At 42.3% G+C, this 23,999-nt stretch carries 19 protein-coding genes and 1 pseudogene; 17 read left to right on the top strand and 3 right to left on the bottom strand.

The features are described from left to right. Positions 1-37: 37 nt before the first annotated feature. Entirely contained in the window at positions 38-940 is a 903-nt protein-coding gene (locus ACZ5B7_RS14350; protein ID WP_464494275.1) for a TetR/AcrR family transcriptional regulator, read from the bottom strand. A gap of 184 nt (positions 941-1,124) precedes the next feature. Between ACZ5B7_RS14350 and ACZ5B7_RS14345 the strand changes: the two genes are divergently transcribed. The 11 genes and pseudogenes from ACZ5B7_RS14345 to ACZ5B7_RS14295 all read left to right on the top strand — a co-directional run bounded on the left by ACZ5B7_RS14345 (position 1,125) and on the right by ACZ5B7_RS14295 (position 15,500). After that, complete coding sequence (locus ACZ5B7_RS14345) at positions 1,125-2,705, top strand: DHA2 family efflux MFS transporter permease subunit (RefSeq protein WP_464494274.1); 1,581 nt, start codon at positions 1,125-1,127, stop codon at positions 2,703-2,705. Between the two features lie 96 nt (positions 2,706-2,801). Next, positions 2,802-3,569: a cobalamin-binding protein gene (locus tag ACZ5B7_RS14340; RefSeq protein WP_464494273.1), complete on the top strand. Its 768-nt coding sequence runs from the start codon at positions 2,802-2,804 to the stop codon at positions 3,567-3,569. A 51-nt stretch (positions 3,570-3,620) separates the two neighbouring features. Further along, the gene (locus tag ACZ5B7_RS14335) at positions 3,621-4,442 is read left to right on the top strand and encodes a uroporphyrinogen-III synthase (RefSeq protein ID WP_464494272.1); all 822 of its coding nucleotides are present in this window, start codon (positions 3,621-3,623) and stop codon (positions 4,440-4,442) included. 376 nt (positions 4,443-4,818) lie between these two features. Beyond that, positions 4,819-6,186: an NAD(P)-dependent oxidoreductase gene (locus ACZ5B7_RS14330; protein ID WP_464494271.1), complete on the top strand. Its 1,368-nt coding sequence runs from the start codon at positions 4,819-4,821 to the stop codon at positions 6,184-6,186. A gap of 44 nt (positions 6,187-6,230) precedes the next feature. Beyond that, positions 6,231-7,517: pseudogene (gene preA, locus ACZ5B7_RS14325) on the top strand (NAD-dependent dihydropyrimidine dehydrogenase subunit PreA). A 22-nt stretch (positions 7,518-7,539) separates the two neighbouring features. Beyond that, positions 7,540-8,958, top strand: coding sequence for a dihydropyrimidinase (gene hydA, locus ACZ5B7_RS14320; protein WP_464494270.1), 1,419 nt, complete (start codon positions 7,540-7,542; stop codon positions 8,956-8,958). Positions 8,959-9,093: 135 nt separating this feature from the next. Next, positions 9,094-10,569 (top strand): NCS1 family transporter, encoded by a 1,476-nt coding sequence (locus ACZ5B7_RS14315; protein WP_464494269.1) that lies wholly within the window; start codon positions 9,094-9,096, stop codon positions 10,567-10,569. Between the two features lie 12 nt (positions 10,570-10,581). Continuing rightward, the gene (locus tag ACZ5B7_RS14310) at positions 10,582-10,800 is read left to right on the top strand and encodes a hypothetical protein (protein WP_464494268.1); all 219 of its coding nucleotides are present in this window, start codon (positions 10,582-10,584) and stop codon (positions 10,798-10,800) included. Between the two features lie 76 nt (positions 10,801-10,876). Continuing rightward, positions 10,877-12,493 (top strand): PucR family transcriptional regulator, encoded by a 1,617-nt coding sequence (locus ACZ5B7_RS14305; RefSeq protein WP_464494267.1) that lies wholly within the window; start codon positions 10,877-10,879, stop codon positions 12,491-12,493. A gap of 150 nt (positions 12,494-12,643) precedes the next feature. Then, on the top strand, positions 12,644-14,110 hold the full coding sequence (locus tag ACZ5B7_RS14300; protein ID WP_464494266.1) for a CoA-acylating methylmalonate-semialdehyde dehydrogenase: 1,467 nt from the start codon (positions 12,644-12,646) through the stop codon (positions 14,108-14,110). 34 nt (positions 14,111-14,144) lie between these two features. Next, a complete protein-coding gene (locus ACZ5B7_RS14295; RefSeq protein ID WP_464494265.1) occupies positions 14,145-15,500 on the top strand; it encodes an aminotransferase in 1,356 nt (451 codons plus the stop codon). A gap of 42 nt (positions 15,501-15,542) precedes the next feature. On the opposite strand, the gene ACZ5B7_RS14290 is transcribed toward ACZ5B7_RS14295, so the two are convergent. Then, positions 15,543-15,980: an Rrf2 family transcriptional regulator gene (locus ACZ5B7_RS14290; protein WP_423802422.1), complete on the bottom strand. Its 438-nt coding sequence runs from the start codon at positions 15,978-15,980 to the stop codon at positions 15,543-15,545. A gap of 92 nt (positions 15,981-16,072) precedes the next feature. Beyond that, positions 16,073-18,031 carry a helix-turn-helix domain-containing protein gene (locus ACZ5B7_RS14285; RefSeq protein WP_464494264.1) on the bottom strand — a complete coding sequence of 653 codons (1,959 nt, stop codon included), beginning with the start codon at positions 18,029-18,031 and terminating at the stop codon, positions 16,073-16,075. A 259-nt stretch (positions 18,032-18,290) separates the two neighbouring features. Here ACZ5B7_RS14285 and ACZ5B7_RS14280 point away from each other — a divergent pair, with 259 nt between their 5' ends. From ACZ5B7_RS14280 to ACZ5B7_RS14255, 6 genes are all read left to right on the top strand, one after another. Continuing rightward, positions 18,291-18,503: an acetyl-CoA carboxylase biotin carboxyl carrier protein subunit gene (locus tag ACZ5B7_RS14280; protein ID WP_213140006.1), complete on the top strand. Its 213-nt coding sequence runs from the start codon at positions 18,291-18,293 to the stop codon at positions 18,501-18,503. A gap of 70 nt (positions 18,504-18,573) precedes the next feature. Next, a complete protein-coding gene (locus tag ACZ5B7_RS14275; RefSeq protein ID WP_464494263.1) occupies positions 18,574-20,136 on the top strand; it encodes an ABC transporter substrate-binding protein in 1,563 nt (520 codons plus the stop codon). Between the two features lie 24 nt (positions 20,137-20,160). Then, positions 20,161-21,108, top strand: a complete 948-nt coding sequence (locus tag ACZ5B7_RS14270) for an ABC transporter permease (RefSeq protein WP_464494262.1) — start codon at positions 20,161-20,163, stop codon at positions 21,106-21,108. A 15-nt stretch (positions 21,109-21,123) separates the two neighbouring features. Further along, positions 21,124-21,963 carry an ABC transporter permease gene (locus tag ACZ5B7_RS14265; RefSeq protein WP_464494261.1) on the top strand — a complete coding sequence of 280 codons (840 nt, stop codon included), beginning with the start codon at positions 21,124-21,126 and terminating at the stop codon, positions 21,961-21,963. 11 nt (positions 21,964-21,974) lie between these two features. After that, entirely contained in the window at positions 21,975-22,988 is a 1,014-nt protein-coding gene (locus ACZ5B7_RS14260; protein WP_464494260.1) for an ABC transporter ATP-binding protein, read from the top strand. Further along, positions 22,981-23,949, top strand: coding sequence for an ABC transporter ATP-binding protein (locus ACZ5B7_RS14255; RefSeq protein WP_464494259.1), 969 nt, complete (start codon positions 22,981-22,983; stop codon positions 23,947-23,949). The genes ACZ5B7_RS14260 and ACZ5B7_RS14255 overlap by 8 nt, the downstream gene beginning before the upstream one ends. Positions 23,950-23,999: the final 50 nt, after the last annotated feature.

The following is a 23,999-nucleotide window of genomic DNA, read 5'->3' as shown; positions in this document are numbered from 1 at the left end:
TTTACTCAAACTAGGTAAAAGGACTGCTTTTTTCTATTTATTTATCAGTTTTATCGAGACTGTTAAAAAAAGCTTCAACAATACTTTCCATTTTCTTGAGGTCTTCCTTCAATATGGCCCCTATTTGTGCATTTAAAGAAAAAAGGGCGCTTTCAATTAGGAATTTACGAGGCTTTTTTGTATCGAGCAGCTCTTCTTCAATAAAATCCAATAGGCTAATAGAGGCAGATTGCTCATTTTGGCCCAATTTGTTTTTGAGGGTAAAAATGGCATGATGAATCCTCTTTTGAAAATCATGCTGATTTTTTTTACAATCAGGGAACCAGGATTCCAAAGTCAGCGGACTAATTAATTGCTCATCCTGTACCGCCACTTCATTCACCATATTTACTAACCGATTAACTGTATAGCGTACTACATGGTTGAGATTGGCATTTGAATCATGGGTCAATAGCGAAAACTTTAAGTTCTCTCTAAGCATTCCCATAAACATAATGGCACAATCTAATAAATAGTCTTTCTTTTTTTCGCCAAAAAGATCAATTAACCGCAGGTAAACCCAATGTATGTTCTTTACTTTTCCCCGTTCAATAAATTGCTTTAGGTCGGCATCATTAGAAACCAACACCTCTTCAAAAAGGGTGATTAACTTATTTTTTCGATTCGTCTTTAATTGAAGCTCAATCTGCTTAATAAAGATTTCAATATCTGAACGGTCTTGGCCAATTAATAGTTCATTTCGTAAAGTCGCTAATTCAGAAAAAACAGTTTTAAAAATAGCAATTAATAATTCATTTTTGGAGGAAAAGTAATTATAAAAGGTCCCTTTGGATATGCCACTGTAATCCAATATATCCTGAATCGATGTTGACTGAAACCCTTTATCAATAAATAGCTGATGGGCCATTTTGACAACATGCTTTTTTCGATCATTCATCATTTATCACCTTGATTTTTTTTTGTACCGAGGGTATAAAATCATAGTACCTGAATTTTTGCTAGTTTACAAACCAATAAAACACATAGATTTTTTTATTGCAAAAATTGAACAGCGCGTATATTATTATGTAAGTATGAAACAGGGGTATAAAAAAATGAACAACTAGTTTATAGGGGGAAATAGAATGGATCAAACCATAAATAAGTCCGGCCAGCCGCCATATGGCATTATAGCGGTGTTAATGGTCGGTGCTTTTATAGCGTTTTTAAATAATACATTATTAAATATTGCTTTGCCTTCAATTATGAAGGACTTGGACGTGGAAGCATCAACTGTGCAGTGGCTGACCACCGGCTTTATGCTCGTAAACGGAATTTTAATTCCATCCACCGCTTATTTAATTCAAAAATATTCAGTTCGACGATTGTTCTTATCGGCAATGCTATTATTTTTAGCTGGGACAATTCTCGCAGGTACTGCTCACGTTTTTCCTATATTATTAGGCGGACGGATGCTGCAGGCTTCGGGTTCTGCCATTTTAATGCCGCTCTTGATGAATGTTATGTTAGTAAGCTTCCCAGTTGAAAAAAGGGGAACGGCAATGGGCGTGTTCGGCCTCATCTTAATGTCTGCACCAGCCATTGGGCCTACCCTTTCAGGCTGGATTATTGAACATTATGATTGGAGAATGCTCTTCCACTTTATTACACCAATAGCCTTCGTAGTTGTATTAATCGGCTTTTTCTTACTGAAGGATAAAAAAGAAAAAGTAAATATGCGTATTGATTTAATTTCACTTGCGTTATCTAGTCTTGGCTTTGGCGGAATCCTATATGGATTTAGTTCCGCTGGAAAGCGAAATACTTCAGGAGATACAGGCGGCAGTACATGGGGCCAAGGCGGCTGGGATGACCCGATTGTCTATGGCTCAATTATTATTGGGGTCGTCTGCTTGATCGTGTTTATTGTACGACAATTAAGACAAGAAAATCCTTTACTGAATTTCCGTGTATATAAATACCCAATGTTTGCTTTATCTTCTGCCATCGCGATGATTGTCAATATGGCATTGTTTTCCGGGATGATTTTGCTTCCTATTTACGTTCAGACCATTCGTGGAATTTCTCCTATGGATGCTGGTCTATTGCTGCTTCCAGGAGCGATATTGATGTCCATCATGTCACCAATTACAGGTAAACTGTTTGATAAGTTTGGCGGCCGTATCTTGGCTCTTACAGGCTTAACTATTTTGACCGTAACAACTTATATGTTTAGTAAGCTTGAGCTGCATACTTCCTATACCCACTTGATTATTTTATATTCTGTGCGGATGTTTGGAATGTCGATGGTCATGATGCCGGTATCCACGAATGGCTTGAACCAATTGCCAGCCCGCTTCTATCCACATGGAACAGCGATGAACAATACCTTAAACCAGGTGGCTGGTGCGATTGGGACTGCCTTGTTAGTAACGGTTATGACCAACAGGACTACTGCAAAGGCAGAGGAACTTGGGGCTGCTGCGCAGGCAGCCATGAAAAACGCTACCCAGTCTCCAACACCGGAAGTTATCGCGCAAATGAAACAAGAAATTATGATGAAGGCCATGTTAGATGGAATTAATTACTCCTTCATCTTTGCGACTGCGATCTCTGCGGTTGCACTCGTTCTCGCCTTCTTTATTAAACGAGCAAAACAGGCAGAAGATTCAGGTGAAACAAAGCCAATGGGGGCCAAAGCAACAACAAAATTAGCGGGAAATTAATCTGCACCAAATAAACTTTTTACCAGGTATTCCTTTCGGATGCCTGGTTTTTATATATAATGAAAAAAAGACTTGTTTCGAAGGGGAGAAGATGCTTTGCGAGTAATTTCATTATGTCCGAGTAATACCGAATTGATAGAGTACCTAGGCTTAACAAATTTGTTAGTGGGTGTTGACGATTTTTCTGACTGGCCGGCAGCCGTTTCAGATCTGCCTAAATTAGGTCCTGATTTATCAATAAATATGGACTTAGTTGAAAAGCTGCAGCCAGATATGGTTCTCGCTTCACTTAGTGTACCCGGTATGGAGAAAAATGTAGAGGCCCTAAAGGAGCGCGGGATTCCTCATATTGTTTTAAACCCGCAATCATTAAACGATATTGAGCAGGACCTAATTCTAACCGCTGAAATTCTTGGGATGCCAGAACGGGGGACAACTGCAGCTAAGGAATTCCGTAATAGGCTGGAAGGCATTAAATCCTTAGCCGCCAAAGTAACGAACCGTCCGACATTATATTGGGAATGGTGGCCAAAGCCGATTTTTACACCTGGAAAAATTAATTGGCTAACTGAAATATCGGAGGCAGCAGGTGCTAAAAACGTCTTCGGGGATGTGGAATTGGCGAGCGTCCAAACCGATTGGGAAGATGTGTTAAACCGGAAGCCTGATTTTATATGTCTCGCCTGGGTAGGAGTCCGTAGGGAGAAGGTTCAAAAAAATGTAGTCAAGAAGCGGCCAGGTTTTGAACGATTAAACTATTTGACAGATGATCGAATTCTCATCCTTGAGGAGGAACTATACTGCCGTCCATCACCAAGACTATTAGAAGGATTGGAAAAATTATACAATCTGATACATACATAAGAAGGGGTTAAGTCTGAAATTACGTTTTGTGCCTTGAGCGAAGTGAAAGGAATGGGTATAAATATGAACGAAAAAGGGTTGAGAGGGAAGAAGATTATTATTTGCGGATCAAGAAAAATCGAAGAGATTAGTACGATCATTGATAAACAAGGCGGAATTCCAATCGTACGGCCCCTCCAAGGGACAGTTTTTTTAGCTGAAAAAGAAGTGGAGTCTGACCTAGTTAAATTTGTAAAAAACGGGGCTGATTGGGTAATCCTTACGACCGGAATTGGAACTGAAACACTCGTTAGCTTAGCGGCAAAGCTCGGTTTGGAGGAGCTTTTCTTAAAAAGACTGCGTGAGGCTAAGGTGGCGGTAAGAGGCTATAAAACGATATCGGCGCTAAAAAAATTAGCAGTACAACCTGTTGCCACAGCAGAGGATGGTACTACGAAGGGATTAGCTCTAGCACTTGAGTCCTATGATTTCTCCAACAAAAAAATTATGATACAGCTGCACGGAGAATTGGCACCGACGTTAACGTCGTTTTTTGAAAGCCGAGGCGGGTCGGTCCAAAAAATCCTCCCTTATCAGCATATCGCGCCTGAGCAGGAGATGGTTGAAAAATTGTCTCAAGAATTAATGACTACTGAATGTGATGCTGTATGTTTTACCACGGCAACACAGGTTCACTCGCTTTTTAATTATGCACGGGAGCATAATATTTTTGATCTTATAGTATATTCCTTGAATAAAAACGTAGTGGCTGCAGCAGTGGGAAAAGTTACCGCTGAAGCCTTAAAAGAAGAAGGTGTAAACCGTCTCGTCGTTCCGGAAAATGAAAGAATGGGCGCAATGATTATCGAACTTGGTAAGTATTTCAACGCTTAACAGTATAAAAGTGTTCCTTTTGGAGCACTTTTTTCGTTTTGAAAAAATTGTCGATAAAAAAGTTTGTAAGGATAATTGACAATACGCCATTTTTTTACATTTTTCTCAGGTGAATTGTGTTAAATTGAAAAGGTATTCAGAAAAGAGTACAGCTAATAATATTTGTGTATTTAATAGGATTCTTTTTACATAGTGATTAATGAATAGGGAGAACTATTTAACAGGATGTAAGGTGTAATGCCGATTTACAAACTGTAAAATAAATGGAGTATGCAGAGTTTTTGTAAAATATATATTGAAAAAGGGGGTTAAAAAAACTATATATTAAAGCGCTTTCATTAATGTTGTTTAATGAACAAAAAGGGAGGGCTTTTATTTGGCAATCGAAAAAACACAACGAATTTCCTTAACGAATCTTGAAAAAAACTTTCAAGAGGTTGAGCCGGGACTTACGAATCAAGAAGCGATAGATGAAGCTAATCGCTGCCTCTACTGTTATGATGCCCCATGTATCAAAGCCTGTCCAACGGGCATCAATATTCCTGCCTTTATTAAAAAAATTGCCTCTGGAAACTTGCTGGGATCTGCAAAGACGATTATGTCTGCTAACCCGGTAGGAGCAAGCTGCGCAAGGGTATGCCCGACAGAGGAACTCTGCGAAGGAGCTTGTGTACTGAATCACTCCACTAAACCAATCATGATTGGCAATCTGCAGCGTTATGCGACAGATTGGGCCATCCACAATAACCAAACTCTATTTGAAAAAGGTAAATCAAACGGAAAGAAAATAGCGATCATCGGGGCTGGACCGGCCGGATTATCGGCAGCACGTGAGCTTGCACGGCTGGGCTACAAAGTGACAATTTTTGAAGCTGCCAACAAGGCTGGCGGTTTAAATACCTATGGTATTGTCTCGTTTCGGTTGCCGCAGCGTATTTCTTTTTGGGAAGTCGAGCAGGTGGAAAAATTAAACGTTACGATCCGAACCAATACGATGGTAGGAATAGACATTACGGTTGAAGAATTAATGGAAGGGTTTGACCAGATTGTCCTTGCAGCTGGAATGGGACATGTGCCAGGACTAGGCATTTCAGGCGAGGAGCTGGATGGGGTTTATGATGCCATTGAGTTTGTCAAAGCAACCAAGGGTGGCGAACTGTCAAATGAATTTGTGGGTAAGCGTGTGGTTGTAATTGGTGCTGGGAATACAGCCATAGATGGTGCGACTTGTTCCATTCGGCTAGGGGCTGAAAACGTGAAGATCCTCTATCGAAGAACCATAGATGAAATGACAGCCTACGATTTTGAATATGAGTTTGCCAAGCAGGATGGTGTCGAGTTTCGCTGGCTGACTGCACCGCAAAGGATTATTGGAAACGAGAACGGCAGGGTGACAGGAATTGAGTGTTTAAAGATGAAGCTCGGTGAACCTGAGGCGGATGGACGGCGCCGTCCTGTAGCGGTTGTCGGGTCAGAACATGTGATTCCGGTTGATGTTGTGGTGAAAGCTATCGGACAAACAAGACATCTCTCCTTAATTGAGCAGTTTGGATTGGAGCACGACGGAGGTGTGGTTAAGGTTGACCCGGTTACATTGCAGACATCAAATCCAGACATATTTGCCTGCGGCGATGTGATTTTTGGCAAAGGACAAGGGGAAGCCATGGTTGTGACGGCTGCCCAGCAAGGAAAAGAAGTGGCCTATGCCATTCACAAACAATTTACAACGGTGGGAACTACTTGACTCGAGTCTATTAATCTCATGAAAACTTTAAAGGGGGAATTTTGATGGCTGATTTACGGATTAACCTCGCAGGGATCCATTCGCCAAATCCATTTTGGCTGGCGTCTGCACCACCAACAAATTCAGGCTATCAGGTTCAAAGGGCCTTTGAAGCGGGGTGGGGAGGGGCCGTCTGGAAAACGCTCGGGGATCCCATTCTGAATACAAGCTCCCGCTTTGCTGCCATCAGCTTTAACGGCCAGCGGGTCGCAGGCTTTAACAATATTGAATTGATTACTGACCGTCCGCTCGATGTAAATTTAAAGGAAATCTATGAAACGAAAAAGAAGTTCCCAAACCATGCCATCATCGCCTCTCTGATGGTCGAGCCGAGGCAGGAAAAATGGCATGAAATTGTTAAACGTGTGGAGGCTGTCGGGGTCGATGGACTTGAGCTAAACTTCGGATGTCCGCACGGCATGGCAGAGCGGGGTATGGGTTCGGCCTCTGGTCAGGTGCCGGCCCTTGTAGAAAAACAAACCTTTTGGGTAAAAGAAGTGGCAAAAACACCTGTTATCGTCAAGCTAACTCCGAATATTACCGATATTACAGCAACTGCGGAAGCGGCTTGTAACGGCGGTGCCGATGCTATTAGTATGATTAACACGATAAACAGCCTTATGGGCGTGGACCTTGATACTTGGAATACGATCCCGCATGTCGCCGGGAAGGGTGCCCATGGCGGTTATTGCGGTCCTGCCGTAAAGCCAATTGCCTTAAATATGGTGGCAGAGTGCGCCAGACATCCACAAATCAATGTCCCGATTTCCGGAATCGGCGGCATCTCCAACTGGCGGGATGCGGTTGAATTTATGCTGATGGGGGCAACCGGAGTCCAAATCTGTACCGCCGCAATGCATCACGGCTTCCGGATTGTCGAGGATATGATTGAGGGGCTGAATCATTACCTGGACGGCAAGGGAATCGCTGCTGTTTCCGACATTATCGGCAAATCAGTGCCGAAATACTCAGATTGGGGAAATCTTGATCTGAACTATAATATCGTGGCGAAAATCAATACGGATGTTTGCATTAACTGTAACAAATGTTATATAGCCTGTGAGGATACATCGCACCAATGTATTGAAATGCTTTCTGATGCATCAGGAAAAAGCTATCTGAAGGTGCGGTAAGAGGATTGTGTCGGCTGCAACTTATGCGCAATTGTCTGTCCCGTAGATGGGGCAATTGATATGATTGAAGTCCCAAATGAAATGCCGCCTATGTCTTGGAATGAACGTCAGGCTGCTATTAACACAGCCATAACTTGCAAAGTGGATACAACTAAATGATAGATTAGGAGGGGCTAAACCTATGAAAAAAATCGTTAAAAACGGAACGATTGTTACAGCAGCAGATACGTTTAAAGGAGAAATATTAATTGAAGACGGCAAAATTACACAAATTGGCGCCAATCTTTCGGCTGTTGGAGGAGAAGTGATTGACGCAAAAGGCTGCCTCGTCTTCCCCGGAGGAATTGATCCACACACCCATCTAGACATGCCATTTGGCGGTACTGTAACGAGGGATGATTTTGAATCGGGCACGATTGCCGCTGCCTTCGGTGGCACAACCTCTATCATCGATTTTTGTCTGACCAATAAAGGTGAACCGTTAAAAAATGCGATTCAAACCTGGCATAACAAATCCAAGGATAAAGCGGTCATTGATTATAGCTTCCATCTCATGATTAGCGAAATCAATGATCAAGTACTTAATGAATTGACTCAAGTTATAAATGAGGAAGGAATCACCTCCTTTAAAGTGTTTATGGCGTATAAAAACGTCTTCCAAGCGGATGATGAGACCTTATTTAAGACGCTAGTGACGGCAAAGGACCTAGGCGCGCTGGTCATGGTCCATGCCGAGAACGGGGATGTTATTGATTACTTAACGAAAAAAGCCCTCGCGGAAGGGAACACGGATCCGATTTATCATGCCTTAACAAGACCGCCGGAGTTAGAGGGTGAAGCGACTGGCCGCGCTGCCCGATTTACCGGTCTGGCCAATTCTCAATTATACGTCGTTCATGTTTCCTGTGCGGATGCGGTTGAAAAAATAGCCGAAGCAAGAGCAAAAGGATATGAGGTGTGGGGGGAGACCTGCCCGCAATATCTAGTTCTTGATCAAAGCTATTTGGAAAAACCAAATTTTGAAGGTGCGAAATACGTGTGGTCGCCGCCGCTCCGTGAAAAATGGAATCAGGATGTCCTTTGGAATGCGTTAAAAAGCGGCCAGCTGCAAACATTGGGCTCCGACCAATGTTCATTTGATTTCAAAGGCCAAAAGGACCTGGGACGTGACGATTTTACGAAGATTCCAAATGGCGGACCGATGATAGAAGATCGTCTTACCATTTTATTCTCGGAGGGGGTGAAAAAGGGAAGAATCAGTCTGAATCAGTTTGTTGACATTACCTCGACACGGATTGCCAAGCTTTTTGGCCTTTTCCCGAAAAAGGGAACGATTTCCATTGGTGCTGATGCCGACCTTGTCATCTTTGACCCGAACATCGAGCGGGTGCTTTCAGCGGAAACCCATCATATGGCCGTGGACTACAATGCCTTCGAAGGAATGAAAGTCACCGGAGAGCCAGTTTCTGTTCTAGTTCGCGGCGAATACGTGGTCCGCGACAAGCAGTTCGTCGGCAAGCCAGGCTCTGGTCAATACTTAAAAAGGGAGAAATATAGTTCAACTTCACCGGTAAATCAGAATGAAACACTATCAATCTAGCATACCTATTTTATTCTTGAACCACTCCTGCAATTGCTCGGGCGTGCTCGAGTGATTGCCCCATTAATGAATTATTCATGTCGGTTGTTTTCATTAAATTTTTTTATAAAAATTTAACCGAATTGGAGTGTTCATATGAAAAAAAGCCATTTAAAATCACCCGATTTATTGCCCATCCAGCAAAAGGACCGGAAAATCACCAATTTAGGCTACTCCTTTATGTGGGTGGGGATGGTCGTCGTTCTTGCCACCTTCGCCATTGGCGGAGCGGGGGTCATGTCCCTATCGCTGCCTTGGGTTATTCTTGCAACAATTATCGGAAGCCTTGCCATTGGTTTCTTTATATCTTTGATCGCGGACATTGGGATTGAACATGGGTTATCTTTTCCGGTCTATATGAGGGCGCCGTTCGGAACGATCGGAACGCATATTCCTTCGATTACCCGGGGTGTAACGGCGTCAATGTGGTTTGGGATTAACACCTATTTTGGGGCAACGGCAATGAACGGTATTTTAAATATTTTATTTGGCTTTGATAACTGGTTTATTTGCTTCCTGATTTTTGCGGTTGTTCAGTTGGTCAACACTGCTTTGGGGATTAAATCGATTGAGAGATTTGCGGATTTGGCCGCTCCGATTATTCTTATAATCTCGCTCTGGATGTACGTGTCGTTATCAGACCAGGCTGCTGCAGCCGGAAGGGACGTTTGGAGCTGGGTGGAATCACCTGTTACTGGCGGTGCTGCTTTTACGGCGTTTTTGGTCGTTATTTTTTCCAACATGGGCTTTTGGGCGACATTAAGTGCTGATATTCCAACGATATCTCGGTTTATTAAGGCACCTGCCAACGAAAAGAACTGGTTTAAGCGGAATAAAGGCTCGTTGATTGGTAACCTTGTGGCGATGCCATTAACACAGACTTTTATGATTATTATTGGTGCAGTTTCATATATTGCGGTACTAAATTATGATCCTGTGGTGGCTCTGCAGAAGGCTGCCGGCGGCTTCATTCTTGCCATTTTACTATTAATGATTGTGTTGGCTCAATGGTCAACCAATACAGCAGCCAATGTTGTTCCTGCTGCGACCATTTTTTCAAACGTAGGCGGTCCTAAGTTTCCATTTTGGGCCGGTGTCATTACAGCTGGCATCGTCGGAACGGTCGTTCAGCCGTGGGAGCTGTTTGGTGTTATTATCCCGATTCTTTTATTTGTAGGGGGAATCCTTTCTGCCATCGTTGGTATTTTATTTGCTGATTACTATCTGATTCGAAAAAGAAGGGTCAATGTTCCTGAACTATATGAAGATAATGGGCAATTTAAATACCTTGGCGGAGTAAACGCTGCCGGATTTATTGCTTGGATTATTGGGGCAGCAGCTTCTTACTTTGTCCCGGAATATGGCTTTCTCGTTGGCTTTCTTGTAGGTGCAGCCGTTTATTATGTACTGGCTAAATATTGGTGGTTTAAACTTTACAGCCAGGCTGAGATTGAAGAGCCAAGTGATGAAAAATATTTAGGAATTTCAGTAGGGCGTGACTGGGTTATTGAAGAGGAACGCATCTATGAACCGGCTGCTGAAGAACTTCCGGAAAATCTCGATTTATATTAGAGGAGGCGGGACATGTCTGAGCATCAACAATTTCTTGCGGAAAGGGACAAAATAGACTTTTTCATCCAAAAGGGATATCGAATACATTCTGTAAATGAGCATTTGGATGGGGCTACTGTTGAATTTGTACATCCAAACGGAAACGTTAAAGAAGCTTTGTTGATAAGCAATGCAAATGCGCGAAAATATTTTTCCAGCCTTTTAATCAAACAGAACTCAATGGGCAAATAATGGTTTCGGAAAAGGATTGACTGCAAGCCAGTCCTTTTCCGAAATTCAGCTGACATTTTTAGGGGAGAACTGCGGAATGAAAGAACAATTCCAGCTTAAAGTGTTAGATATTTTAACTAGAAAGCACTTTGACAATACAAGTGTCATTGCCGGACAGGAGGGGCTGACCCGGTTTGTCAAATGGGTGCATGTAGTCGAAGTAACAAGTATTCGGAATCTCTTAAAAGGTCAAGAACTGATTTTATCAACGGGTGTTGCTTGGAAGGATAAGCCCAGTCTGTTTATTTCCATGGTGAAAGAGTTTATTGAAAACCAGGCAGCAGGATTGTGTATTGAAATGGAAACTTATATTTCAGAAATTCCCAAAGAAGTCATTGCAATTGCCAATGAACACCAATTCCCGATAATTATTTTTCAAGAGGAGGTTCCGTTTGTTGAAATCACCCAGGACATTCATTCAGTGATTATCAGCCAGCAGTACCAAAAAATTTCCGATTTAGAAAATTATTCGCAAAGCCTAAATAAACGGCTTCTAACCATCGAAACATATGAGGACATTTTGCAATTTATTTTTTCAGCATTGGATGTTCAAATTATTTTTCGCTTAAAAAATCAAGAATATGAATTTGTTCCGATTATCTCCTCTGCAGAACAAGTCAATATTCTCGAGCAGTTGCTAAGTACCAATGAACAAGGAAGCGACCGCATCGCTTCTGTACCTGTATTCTTATTCGGGCAAGAATATGCGGAATTAGCGATCTATTCTGCAGATATCCCAATCAGTGAATACGATTTATTGATTCTGGACCGAACCGCAACAGCTTTAGCCCAGCATTTATTAAGGGATTTATATGTGGAGGAAAAGAAGAGGGCAGAAGAATTCGAATGGCTGCACGGCTGGCTTGAAGGTGAGCATTCACTCGAAGATATTCAGGAATACCTCGTTGAAAATGGGTTGACAGTAAAAACAAATGAAGCGGTAGTGGTCATTTCGAAGCTTTTCCCGGTAAAAGAAAAATCTAGTCATGACGTAACCTATCTAAAGCTATTATTTCGCTCGGTTTTTGAACAAAACGGCTTTACTGTTTTTATCGTTGAAAAAAGGAATGAGCTTATCTTTATTCTCATCAATAACCGTGCCAAGAGGAATTTGAAGGATCGGGTTAAAAATTCGATTGACTCTATCCGAAATTCCGAATTTTTCCGTAAACAAACATCAGCGCGGTTTACTGCCGCTGCTGGAAAGTTTTCGGATTCATTATGCGAGGTACATAAAAGTTATCAAACTGCCAAGGAAACACTGCGAATTCAAAAAAATATGTCACAGCAGCAAATCTATCATTTTTATGAAGATTTGCATTTATACAGACTAATTTCGCAGCTGAGCAAGCAGACAGATTTACAGGAATTGGCCTCGGAGTATCTTGAGCCAGTTATTCAATACGATCAAAAATATAATGCGAAACTGTTGGAAACCTTGAAGGCTTATTTAGAATGTAACGGTTCGAAACAGGAAACCGCCAATAAGCTGTATATTGTCAGGCAGACCCTTTATCACCGTCTGCAAAAGTTGGAAAACCTTCTTGGCGAGGATTTTATGGAGCGTGAGAAGAGGGTGGCAATTGAATTTATGCTGCTCGTTCATGATTATCTAGCAGCATCACAGCCCAATAAAATTAATCAGGTACGCTAGGGATAACATGATCCGAGTCTTTATAGACATTTAAAGATGTCACAATGTCGATGAATTGCTCTTTGTCGTTTTACGAATTGTCTAATGAATGCTTTTTAAGGATAAGAGATAATAGTTTATAAGCTATATATAAAAGAAGGAGGATGAAGGATGAGCGTGACAAAAAATGATACTGCGGTTTTAAAGAATTTTATTAATGGGGAATGGGTGATTTCGGCAAGCGGACAGACGCTGGATGTACCGAATCCTGCCACAAATGAACTTTTAATCAAGGTGCCTGTTTCATCCAAGGAAGATGTTAATCTGGCAGTGGCTGCCGCAAAGAAAGCGTTTAGGACATGGAAGAATGTCCCGGTCCCGAAAAGAGCCCGTGTTTTCTATAAGTATCACCATCTATTAACAGAAAACCATGAAGAATTAGCCCGCTTAATTGTTCAGGAAAATGGCAAGGCTTACAAGGAAGCTTACGGGGAGGTGCAGCGCGGAATCGAGTGTGTCGAGTTTGCATGCGGAGCACCGACATTAATGATGGGTGAGACGTTGTCTGGTATCGCTGAAGACATTGATTCAGAAATGTTCCGCTATCCGTTGGGTGTTGTCGGGGGAATCACGCCTTTTAACTTTCCAATGATGGTGCCGTTATGGATGTTTCCGCTCGCCATCGCCTGCGGTAATACCTTTGTGTTAAAGCCTTCTGAACGGACGCCAATTCTAGCAAATAGATTAGCAGAGTTGTTTGCGGAGGCGGGGGCACCGAAGGGTGTTTTGAATGTCGTGCATGGAGCGCATGATGTCGTAAACGGTTTGATTGAGCATAAGGACGTAGCCGCCATTTCGTTTGTCGGTTCACAGCCAGTGGCAAAGTACGTTTATGAGCGGGCTGCTAGGGAAGGCAAACGGGTTCAAGCCTTATCCGGTGCGAAAAACCATCATATTGTCATGCCGGATGCGGATATAGAAAAGGCTGTTCAACATGTAATGAGTGCAACCTTTGGCAGCGCCGGACAGCGCTGTATGGCCTGCAGTGCAGTCGTTGTCGTGGGAGATAACGAAGCGTTTGTCGCAGCATTAAAGAGGGAAGCTGACAAGTTAAATATCGGCAGCGGCATGGATGAGGAAGTGTTATTAACCCCGGTCATTCGCAAGGAACACCGTGATAAGGCCCTTGGCTATATTGAAAAAGGCATAGAAGAGGGAGCGGAGTTAATTAGGGATGGCCGAAAGGAAATGAGTGACCTTCCAAATGGCAACTTCCTAGGCCCAACCATCTTTGACCATGTTACTCCAGAGATGACCATTGCGAAGGATGAAATTTTTGCACCGGTTTTGAGCTTGCTGCGTGCCCAGAATTTGGATGAAGGCTTGGATTTTATTCGCAGGTCCCGTTATGGAAATGGAGCCACCATTTATACAAATAACGCTAAAGCGATCCGGAAGTTCCGCGAAGAGGCAGAGGCGGGAATGCTCGGAATCAATGTAGGGGTCCCAGCCACAATGGCCTTTTTCCCGTTTTCAGGCTGGAAGGATTCCTTCTATGGCGATCTTCACGTTAACGGAAAAGACGGACTCAATTTCTACACCCGGAAGAAAATGATCACATCACGATTTGACGCATAAGTATAAATAACTGTTAGAATTGGAGGGAAGTGTGATGGTTCAAACGGACCGTTCGCAGGAATCGTTGGTGAAGAATGATGATAAATATGTTTGGCATGCGATGCGTCCATACAGTCCGGATGCGACGATTGTTGTTGAGAAGGCGGAAGGTTCTTGGATTACAGATGTAGATGGGAAGCGTTATTTGGATGCGATGTCCGGCCTCTGGTGTGTAAATATTGGCTACGGACGAACGGAACTGGCTGATGCCGCTTATGAGCAATTAAAGGAAATGGCCTATTTTCCCCTTACACAAAGCCATGTTCCGGCAATAAAGCTGGCAGAGAAGTTAAACGAAATGCTTGGTGATGATTATGTAATATTCTTCTCAAACAGCGGTTCTGAAGCAAATGAAACTGCTTTTAAAATCGTGCGCCAATACCACCAGCAAAAGGGCGATCACAATCGCTATAAGATTGTCGCCAGGTACCGTGGTTACCATGGAAATTCCTTTGGGGCGCTTGCTGCCACGGGCCAGGCGCAAAGGAAATATAAGTATGAACCGCTTGCATCAGGCTTTATCCATGTATCTCCGCCGGATTCTTACCGCGATGATACGAATGTGTCCGATCCAATGAAATTATCCTCCGTTCAAGAGATTGATAAAACGATGACCTGGGAGTTAAGTGAAACGATTGCTGCGATGATCATGGAGCCAATCATTACGGGAGGCGGCATTCTTGTCCCGCCGGATGGATACATGAAAGCAGCCCAGGAGGTATGCAAAAAACACGGGGCGCTTCTCATTGTCGATGAGGTCATTTGCGGATTTGGCCGTACCGGCAAGTCGTTCGGATTTATGAACTATGGGGTCAAACCTGACATAATAACGATGGCAAAAGGGATAACAAGTGCGTATCTGCCACTATCAGCAACCGCTGTACGCAAGGATATATATGAAGCGTTTAAAGGAACCGAGGAATACGACTATTTCCGTCATGTCAACACATTTGGAGGAAATCCGGCAGCCTGCGCGTTAGCTTTGAAAAACCTCGAAATTATGGAAAAAGAAAAGCTTTTTGACAGGTCCCGGGATCTAGGAGAACAAGTGTTAAATGATTTAAATGACCTTCTCAAAGACCACCCGTACGTCGGCAACGTCCGTGGTAAGGGCCTTTTAATTGGTATCGAGTTAGTAAAGGATAAGGGCACAAAAGAGCCCCTTGACGTCAGCCTTGTTAACCAGGTAATCGCCGGCTGCAAGGAAAAAGGCATTATCATTGGTAAAAACGGAGCAACAGTAGCCGGATATAACAATGTTCTTACCCTTGCCCCGCCATTAAGTATTGAACAAAAGGATTTGAACTTTTTAGTAAAAACGCTGGGAGAGGCACTTGATAAGATTAAATAGGTGAAAAAAGAGCACTCGTGAATGTTCACAAAGTGCTCTTTTTTATTGAGATTGCTTTTCCTTCTCCAAAATTCCTTTTACAACATCCTCAATCGTCACATTAGCCAGAACTTTTTCCATGGCCAATTGCGCTGTTGAGAAAAGGGGCCCGATTGTATCTTGAATATTTCTCCCGACCATGCAGGCCGGATTTGGCTCCTCATGGATGCTAAATAACTCATTATCTGATACAACATTAACTGCCTTATAAACATCCAATAATGTTATTTCCGATAACCCCTTAGCCAATCCTGCGCCGGCGATACCGGGCCTGACATGGACCAAACCGGCGTTCTTCAGCATCCCCATGATTTTTCGAATCACAACAGGATTTGTGTTAACGCTTCTAGCAATAAATTCAGAAGTGTTGATTTCATCTTTATTAACTTCCAACAAGGATAATATATGAATTCCTACAGAAAAACGACTACTGATGGACATACCCTTCGCCTTCCTTTTTCTTCATTCCAATCATCTATCATTCAGTATAACACAATGATAATGATTGCATTGGGAAACAATCTAGCGGACATTTAAAAAAATGACTCCTTTAAATGACAGGCAAGCTGAATTTTCAATCTGTTTTCCGGTTCCTCAAGAGAAACATTTAACAGATCCTCAATTTTTTTCAGCCGTTGATACAAAGTATTGATGTGAACATGAAGGAGCTCGGCCGTTTTCACCGCCGATTGATTCGTTTGAACATAAGTGATTAATGTTTTTTCCAATTCATTATTTCTCAGTTTATTGGAATTTAGAGGCCCAAAGATTTCTTCTAAAAACCTTTCGATTTCCTCTTTGGATTGATTTAAAAAGAGGCGGTTAATGCCGATATCCGAAAATTCCATTAATCCGGAACGGTGTCTGGAGCTTAAATAGGCAATGGCCCTTGCTGCTTCATTATGGGTTTTATAGACAGATTCTACACCCGAATACACTCCGCCAACTCCTGCCCTTAGTGCCACACCTTCATTTTGTTCCCACTCTTTTAATATTTCTTTAATATTATTCAGGACTCTCGGAAAAGCATCTATAGTTTTAAACGTTAATAGAAGCATTACTTTGTTGCTATTTCCGAAAACGATCTTATCTATCCCGGAGAGCTTGGATTTGATCCTTGAAACTAATCGGTGAATACTTGTTTGCAAAACATGATGGTCAATAAAATTGGTTAGTTCGATGATCGTTGTGCAAAGGTAATTATTTAAATTAATTCCAATATCAAGTCCTTGTTTATAGAGAAGACGCGGCGCCTCTTTTCTTAATAGATTTTGATAAAAATCACTTGTTTTTTTAAAGTAGAATTCTGTAAGGGATTGCCGCTTTGCCAATTCTAGTGCCAATACGGATCCGCCACGTTCTATAATCATGTGTTCGAGCTGAGTTATTGAGCGCTTTGCAGAAACAATTAGGCAGCCGGTACAGGTAATGTCAGTAAAAATTGGATAGATAAAAAAAGATTTCTCATCATGGTCATAAAGATCCACATAAATAGGATAGTTTTTTGCGCCGATAATCTGTGCTAATTCCTCCATACTGAAGGTTAAAATAGCTCTGCCGGGGAAATATTCGTTCTTTAAAAGATCGACAAAAATTAAAGACATTCCCAGCATTCCGGTCAACTCTTTAACAATCACATCAATACCTTTATTTTGGATGGATAACTGTGTCAGTGTGGCATGCACTTCATTCTGTTTAATGAGGACTTGATTTTTCCTGTTTATTTCCGTAAATAGGCGGGCATTCTCAATGGCAATGGCAATTTGAGCGGTCAGCCCTTTTAAAAGTTTAAGATCCCAGTCAGTAATTTCATGTTCAAGGTTAACTCGGTGTATTCCTAAAACGCCAATAATTTCATTGTGAAAACGAACGGGAACCGATATGGTTGCGTTCACTTTCCCTCCGTGAAAAGCTTTTTTCAAGAGCTTATCATTTTCCTTGGATGTCCCTTTCATGGCCTCATTTGCCTCGCGAAAGGAGTTATAGATGCGCGGTTTGCCATCTAAAAATGTTTTCCCTGTCACTGATTCCCCGACTCTGTATTTTACTTGTTCAATTTCCTTTTTCCAGCCCCTATAAGCCCTGCATACCAGCCGGTCAATGACCGGATTATAAAGCCAAAAGGCCGCTGTGTCAGCTCCTGGGATAATGCTGGCTACATTATCAAGGATTTTTGTCAGAAGCACATCTAAGTCGAGGGAGGAGGTGATGTTTTGAACCCCTTCAATCAATTTTTCCATTTCTATATTTTTCGATTTCAATGCGTACTGTGTATATATGGGGTATAAAAGATGATAAAAAATATCAATATTTTCTTTTTCTTTGGAGATATTTTCTTCGGAGGATAAAAGATATACCTTGTAGCTCTGTGGGTAATCTAGCGTGATGATGGTTTGATGAACCAGTTTTAAGGGCGATAATTCCTGTACAGAGGAATCAATGTTTTCAATATCAGAATCACAGCTGTCGATCAGCTCCCATTTATGTTCCACGGGAGAATAAATCCAAATTTGATAGGAAGATATAGATAATTTTCTTTTAAGAAATGACCTTAGAAGAGAATGGTTAACCACTTTACAACACCTCAATGTAAAAAACTCTATTTAAATTACCCAAAATGTAAATGGACCTACATTGTGTCAATTCTACCAATTATATATACTTTAAGTAAATACTGAATATTCAGACATAAATCGACAATTTTTGAAATCGCTTTCTTTAAGCGGTTATTTAAAAGGAGGTGGCAAAAAGATGAGTTCTATCACTTCGTATATGGCAGGCAACATTTTTAAAGTCCTAGTAAAAGAAGGGGATACGATTTCACCTGGTGAAGATGTTGTCATATTGGAATCAATGAAAATGGAAATACCGATTACAGCTGAAGCACAGGGGACAGTTATTGAAGTTACGGTGAATGAAGGCGATTTTGTAAACGAAGGGGATGTCCTAATTAAGTTCGAATAGCACCATTCATACCTTATGCGAATATTTGCGCTTACTTGGAGTCAAACCCCACTTATTAAGGAGGTTTCATATGAAGAAATCTAGTAAACTTTTTGGTGCTATATTTTTAGCAATTATTCTCCTTGTCTCTGGCTGCTCACAAAAGAATTCAACGACGAAACAAACTTCGGGAACTACCTCGGAGGGAGCAACAAAAGGCGAACCGAAAAAGGGCGGAAGCATTGTTGTCGCTTATGACTCCGATGTTAGCAACTATGACCCGATTCTCGGGAATTCAGGTAATGACCACGCACTTCTTTATCCTGTATATGACACACTGGTTAACTATAACGCAAATTTAGAGCCGAAGCCAGGACTTGCAAAATCCTGGGATACACCGGACGATAAAACGATCATTCTTCACCTCCAAGAAAATGTCTTATTCCACGACGGCACCAAATTTAATGCAGAAGCAGTGAAATTTAACATAGAACGTGTCAAGTCTACAGATTCAAAGGTTTCCGATCTTTCCAATGTTGAATCCGTAGAGGCTGTAGACGAGAATACGGTTAAATTACATCTTAAGCAGCCAGATTCTTCTATCATTCTTGCCTTATCAGATCGTTCGGGGATGATGGTTTCACCTGCCGCAGTTCAGAAATTCGGTGCGGACTATGGCCAAAATCCGGTTGGTACAGGACCATATAAAATGGTCAAATGGGTTCGCAATGGGGAAATTGACTTTGAAGCAAATAAAGATTATTGGCAAAAAGGGCTTCCATACTTGGATAAAATTACAGCCAAAATCATGCCAGATGAAAATACGCGTTTGAATGCTCTTAAATCAGGCCAGATTCAGTTTTATTGGAATGTTTCGCCTGATAACAGCCAGGTATTAAAGAATGACAAGAATATCGTCCTAGATACGAAAATGAAGGTTGCTTTCTATAATATGTACCTCAATACGAAAATGGCCCCATTTGACAAAAAGGAAGTCAGACAAGCATTGGAATATGCCATTGACCGAGAATCGTTGGTTAAAGCGTTATTATTTGGTGAGGGTGAGGCAGCTTATCAAACTTTTCCAAAAGACTATTGGGCAGCATCTCCTGATATGAAAATTGCATATGACCCGAAAAAAGCAAAGGAACTATTAAAACAAGCCGGTCTTGACAGCGTCACCTTTGACATGTTTGTCCCTACATCCACCTTCTATACAAGGTTGGGCGAAGCGATTAAAGGTCAGGTAAAGGAAGCGGGATTTAATATTAATATCCAGCCAATGGAATTAACAAAAGGTGTAGCACTTTATTTTAATGAAAAGCAAATCGCTGCCAATCTAACTGCCTGGACCGGAAGGCCAGACCCGCAGCAAACCGTCAATTTATTCCTAGGCCAAAAAGGTTTTTATAATGTCGGCGGTGAATCATCTCCGGAAAAGGAAGAATTAATTCAAAAAGCCGCTGCTTCTTATGATCAAAAGGAACGGGCTAAATTATATGCAGAAATTAACAAGATCTCTATTTTAGACGAAGCTATGCAAGTACCAATTTTGTTCCAGCCTTCAACAGCCGCCATGTCAACGAAACTGAAAGGGTTTGAAGGGACATTACTTGGGAAACCAAAATTCTCATCATTATGGTTAGATCAATAGAATTGTAGAGAGGGGAAGAGATCCATGTTTTTTAAGTTCTTACTGCGGCGTTTGATGTATGTAATCCCGATGCTAATTGTAACGACACTGATCGTCTTTTCCCTCATCTTGATCATTCCGGGAGATCCCGCTCTGGCGCTTCTTGGAGACAATGCCACTGAAGAGAAATTGGCATTGTTAAGAAGTCAGCTGGGGCTGGATCAGCCCGTAATGATTCAGTATTGGAATTGGCTTACCAATGCGGTTCAAGGTGATTTGGGACGTTCTCTCTTTACTGGAGAGATTGTGAGTGATGCAGTCTTTTCAAGACTTGGTGTTACCTTCCAGCTTGTCATCGCGTCCATCGTCTTTTCATTTATTTTTGGGATGATTTTTGCGATTGGCTCGGTCATTAAACCAAATAGCTGGATGGATTATATTTCAAGATTTATGGGAACAATCGGCACTGCCATCCCTAACTTTTGGCTGGCTATGCTGCTAATCGTTGTATTTAGTGTAAACCTTGGCTGGCTGCCGGCGACAGGATTTACAAGTATTTCTGATAGTCCAGTTGGTTTTTTCCAGAGCATCATCCTTCCGGCGATTTGTTTAGGGGCTTTTGGTGCCGCCCAAATCACAAGGCAATTAAGATCGTCCCTGCTTGAAGTGCTGGAATCGGACTATATTCGTACAGCATATTCAAAGGGCTTATTGCTTTGGCCGGTTATTTGGAAGCATGCCCTCCGGAATTCCCTGCTTCCAGTTATCACAACAACAGGACTGTTGTTTGGAAACATGTTAGGAGCAACCGTCGTCATCGAAACGGTATTCGCCATCCCAGGAATGGGACAGCTTGCTGTGAATTCCATTTTACAAAGGGACTTTCCGATGCTGCAAGGCGTTGTGTTAGTCATGGTTATCTTGGTTTTGATTATCAATTTTGTTACCGATGTCTTATATAGTGTCTTGGATCCAAGGATTGAATTTAAATAAGAAGGAGGCGGCTTGATGCAATTCCGGTTAATGTTTCAACGATTATTTCACGAAAAGCTGGCATTCGTAAGTATGATTTTTTTGCTGCTTTTAGTATTCTTATCACTATTTGCATCTTGGATTGTCCCTTTTGATCCAAATAAGCAGGATTTGACCAAAGTCATGCTGCCACCTGACGGAACGTATTGGTTTGGAACAGATGAGTTGGGTCGTGATGTTTTTTCTCGTGTACTGATGGGAGCGCAAGCAGCGATTCAAGCGGGTATTGTGGCAATTTTAATTCCACTTGTTGTTGGAGTTCCACTAGGCATTATCTCCGGATATCTAGGCGGAATTGTCGATGATATTTTCATGAGAATCGTAGATGCTATTTTATCATTTCCCGCCATTCTTCTCGCCTTGGGAATTACCGGTGCATTAGGGGTTAGTCTATGGAACGCGATGATTGCCATCGGAATTATCTTTACGCCGCAATTTGCCCGCCTTGCAAGAGGGCAGACCCTTCAAGTCAGGAGAGAGCCTTATGTGGAAGCGGCCAAAATATCAGGAGCAGGTGCGATATGGATTATGATGAAGCATATCCTTCCCAATATATTATCTCCCATCATTGTTCAGGCCTCATTTAGCTTCAGTCTTGCCATTTTAGTGGAGGCCTCCTTAAGCTTTCTCGGCATGGGAGCGCAGTCACCTCAAGTCAGCTGGGGCGGGATGCTGCATCAGGCCTACAGCATGATTTTTGTGAATCCATACATGATGCTTTTCCCAGGCCTAGCCATTCTGATTTCTGTGTTGGCAGGTAACTTTTTTGGCGACGGATTACGAGTGGCGATTGATCCAAAAATGAAGAGAACTTAGGGGGGATTGAATTGAGAGGACCGAATGAACCTGTTTTAGAGGTAAAAAATCTTTGTTCTTATATTCCCACATCCAGGGGAGTCATCAAACCAGTAAATAATATCTCATTTTCAATCGGATCGGGCGAAATTGTTGCTTTGGTTGGAGAATCAGGAAGCGGCAAAAGTGTGACGGCATTGTCCATTATGGGTCTGAATTCCCCAGCAATAAAGTACGAGAAGGATAGTGTCATTTCCTTTAAGGGTGATAATTTGCTGAAAATGAAAAAAAGGCAAATGAAAAAGATAAGAGGAAATGAGATTTCGATGATTTTTCAGGATCCGATGTCATCGTTAAATCCATTGCATCCGATTGGAAAACAAATTGCCGAGCCAATTCAGCTTCATCAGGGTGTCAGCTATCAGAAGGCCAAGGAAATAGTTATCAATTTACTGGCAAAGGTCGGTATTCCGGATCCAGAAAATCGGCTGAATGATTACCCCCATCAATTGTCCGGGGGAATGCGGCAGCGGATTATGATTGCGATGGCATTAGCCTGTAATCCATCACTGCTGATTGCCGATGAACCAACAACAGCTCTTGATGTAACGATCCAGGCGCAGATCCTAAATGTGATGAGAGATTTGCAAAAAGATACGGACATATCCATCCTGATTATTACCCATGATTTGGGCGTTGTGGCTGAAATGGCAGATCGCGTTCTTGTCATGTACTGCGGGGAAATTGTGGAAGAGGGAGATGTCTATTCACTATTCAAAAATCCGCAGCATCCGTATACAAAGGGGCTGCTGGCAAGCGTCCCTAAACTTAAGGGGGCATCGGAAAAGCTACTTCACACGATTCCAGGCACTGTGCCGAATCCGCTTGAGCTTCCGAAGGGCTGTAATTTTTCTGGACGGTGTAGTTATGCCACGGAAAAATGTCTCAATGAGGCCCCAAACCTAGTAGATACAGGGAAGGACCGAAAAGCAGCATGCTGGCATATTGTAGATTTGCAAACGGAAGAGGTGACAGTACATGCCTGAACCATTGATATCGATTAAAGACGTCAAAAAACACTATCCAATTGGAAGCGGTTTATTTAGCAAAAAAGGAAAATGGTTAAAGGCCGTGGATGGAATAAGTCTTGATGTCCACCGTGGTGAGACAGTTGGTCTGGTTGGAGAATCAGGCTGCGGAAAATCGACACTTGGCAGAATGGTTGTCGGCCTCTTGGAGCCGACTTCAGGTGAAGTCGTATTTGAAGGAAATTCGCTTTTATCCAAAGGACGAAATAAGCGTGATTTGGGGCAAAAAATTCAAATGGTCTTTCAAGACCCATATTCTTCGCTGAACCCGAGAATGAATGTGGCCAACATTATTGCCGAACCATTAGTGCTTCATAAAATTGGTACCAGCAGTGAGAGGAAGAAACGTGTGGATGAGCTGCTTGAAAAGGTAGGGCTGACAGCGGCTCATGGAAGCCGCTATCCGGAAGAGTTCTCTGGCGGTCAGCGGCAGCGAATCGGCATTGCTCGAGCGTTGGCCCTTAATCCAAGTTTGATCGTTTGCGATGAACCAGTTTCAGCATTAGATGTGTCGATTCAAGCTCAAATCTTAAATCTATTAAAAGAAATCCAGGAAGATATGGGCCTCTCCTATATATTTATTGCCCACGGACTGCAGGCAGTCAAGCATATTAGTGATCGGATTGTGGTGATGTATTTAGGAAAGATTATGGAAATCTCAGAAACAGATCAGCTCTTTGAGCAGCCGCTCCATCCTTATACAGAAGCATTGATTTCTGCGGTGCCTGAGCCTGATCCAACTGTTCGGAACCGTGAACGCATTTTATTAAGCGGAGATCTTCCAAATCCGGCGAATCCCCCGGTAGGCTGCAGATTTTCTACTCGGTGCCCGCTTGCGGATGAGCGCTGCAGGCGTGAAGAGCCGCCGCTTGAACAGGTCTCCGAGGGTAGATGGGTTGCTTGTTTTTATCATGGATGATTCATAGTTTTAGATATAAAAAGATTGAAAGTAATTATGTTTACGAAAGG

Source organism: Neobacillus sp. S1115 (assembly GCF_055385565.1).
This window is presented reverse-complemented; position numbering and strand designations above follow the sequence as displayed.

What these genes read in the sequence shown, in the direction of transcription:
- ACZ5B7_RS14300 (WP_464494266.1), top strand. Translation starts at nt 12,644, where the DNA reads ATGAGCGTGACAAAAAATGATACTGCGGTTTTAAAGAATTTTATTAAT.
- ACZ5B7_RS14305 (WP_464494267.1), top strand. Translation starts at nt 10,877, where the DNA reads ATGAAAGAACAATTCCAGCTTAAAGTGTTAGATATTTTAACTAGAAAG.
- ACZ5B7_RS14275 (WP_464494263.1), top strand. Translation starts at nt 18,574, where the DNA reads ATGAAGAAATCTAGTAAACTTTTTGGTGCTATATTTTTAGCAATTATT.
- ACZ5B7_RS14345 (WP_464494274.1), top strand. Translation starts at nt 1,125, where the DNA reads ATGGATCAAACCATAAATAAGTCCGGCCAGCCGCCATATGGCATTATA.
- ACZ5B7_RS14315 (WP_464494269.1), top strand. Translation starts at nt 9,094, where the DNA reads ATGAAAAAAAGCCATTTAAAATCACCCGATTTATTGCCCATCCAGCAA.
- ACZ5B7_RS14255 (WP_464494259.1), top strand. Translation starts at nt 22,981, where the DNA reads ATGCCTGAACCATTGATATCGATTAAAGACGTCAAAAAACACTATCCA.
- ACZ5B7_RS14265 (WP_464494261.1), top strand. Translation starts at nt 21,124, where the DNA reads ATGCAATTCCGGTTAATGTTTCAACGATTATTTCACGAAAAGCTGGCA.
- ACZ5B7_RS14270 (WP_464494262.1), top strand. Translation starts at nt 20,161, where the DNA reads ATGTTTTTTAAGTTCTTACTGCGGCGTTTGATGTATGTAATCCCGATG.
- ACZ5B7_RS14335 (WP_464494272.1), top strand. Translation starts at nt 3,621, where the DNA reads ATGGGTATAAATATGAACGAAAAAGGGTTGAGAGGGAAGAAGATTATT.
- ACZ5B7_RS14310 (WP_464494268.1), top strand. Translation starts at nt 10,582, where the DNA reads ATGTCTGAGCATCAACAATTTCTTGCGGAAAGGGACAAAATAGACTTT.
- hydA (WP_464494270.1), top strand. Translation starts at nt 7,540, where the DNA reads ATGAAAAAAATCGTTAAAAACGGAACGATTGTTACAGCAGCAGATACG.
- ACZ5B7_RS14295 (WP_464494265.1), top strand. Translation starts at nt 14,145, where the DNA reads ATGGTTCAAACGGACCGTTCGCAGGAATCGTTGGTGAAGAATGATGAT.
- ACZ5B7_RS14290 (WP_423802422.1), bottom strand. Translation starts at nt 15,980, where the DNA reads ATGTCCATCAGTAGTCGTTTTTCTGTAGGAATTCATATATTATCCTTG.
- ACZ5B7_RS14280 (WP_213140006.1), top strand. Translation starts at nt 18,291, where the DNA reads ATGAGTTCTATCACTTCGTATATGGCAGGCAACATTTTTAAAGTCCTA.
- ACZ5B7_RS14350 (WP_464494275.1), bottom strand. Translation starts at nt 940, where the DNA reads ATGATGAATGATCGAAAAAAGCATGTTGTCAAAATGGCCCATCAGCTA.